Origin of the sequence: Bacillus sp. Cr_A10, assembly GCF_029222665.1 — a bacterium.
In the GTDB taxonomy this organism is placed as follows: domain Bacteria; phylum Bacillota; class Bacilli; order Bacillales_A; family Planococcaceae; genus Psychrobacillus.
On record NZ_JARHXR010000004.1, the window covers coordinates 1 to 365 of the forward strand.

Here is a 365-nt window from a genome sequence, read left to right on the forward strand (position 1 = left end):
AAGTTAATAAGGGCGCACGGTGAATGCCTTGGCACTAGGAGCCGAAGAAGGACGGCACTAACACCGATATGCTCCGGGGAGCTGTAAGTGAGCTTTGATCCGGAGATTTCCGAATGGGGAAACCCACTGTTCGTAATGGAGCAGTACATTTGCGTGAATACATAGCGCATCTGTGGCACACCCAGGGAACTGAAACATCTAAGTACCTGGAGGAAGAGAAAGAAAAATCGATTCCCTGAGTAGCGGCGAGCGAAACGGGAAGAGCCCAAACCAAGAGGCTTGCCTCTTGGGGTTGTAGGACACTCAGCATAGAGTTACAAAGGAACGAGTTAGACGAAGCGATCTGGAAAGGTCCGCAGGATAGG

Annotated in this window: 1 rRNA gene; it reads left to right on the top strand. The window is 51.0% G+C overall.

Going from position 1 to position 365, the window contains the following annotated elements:
* Nucleotides 1-365 (top strand): 23S ribosomal RNA (locus P2Q73_RS02960); the annotation flags it as partial.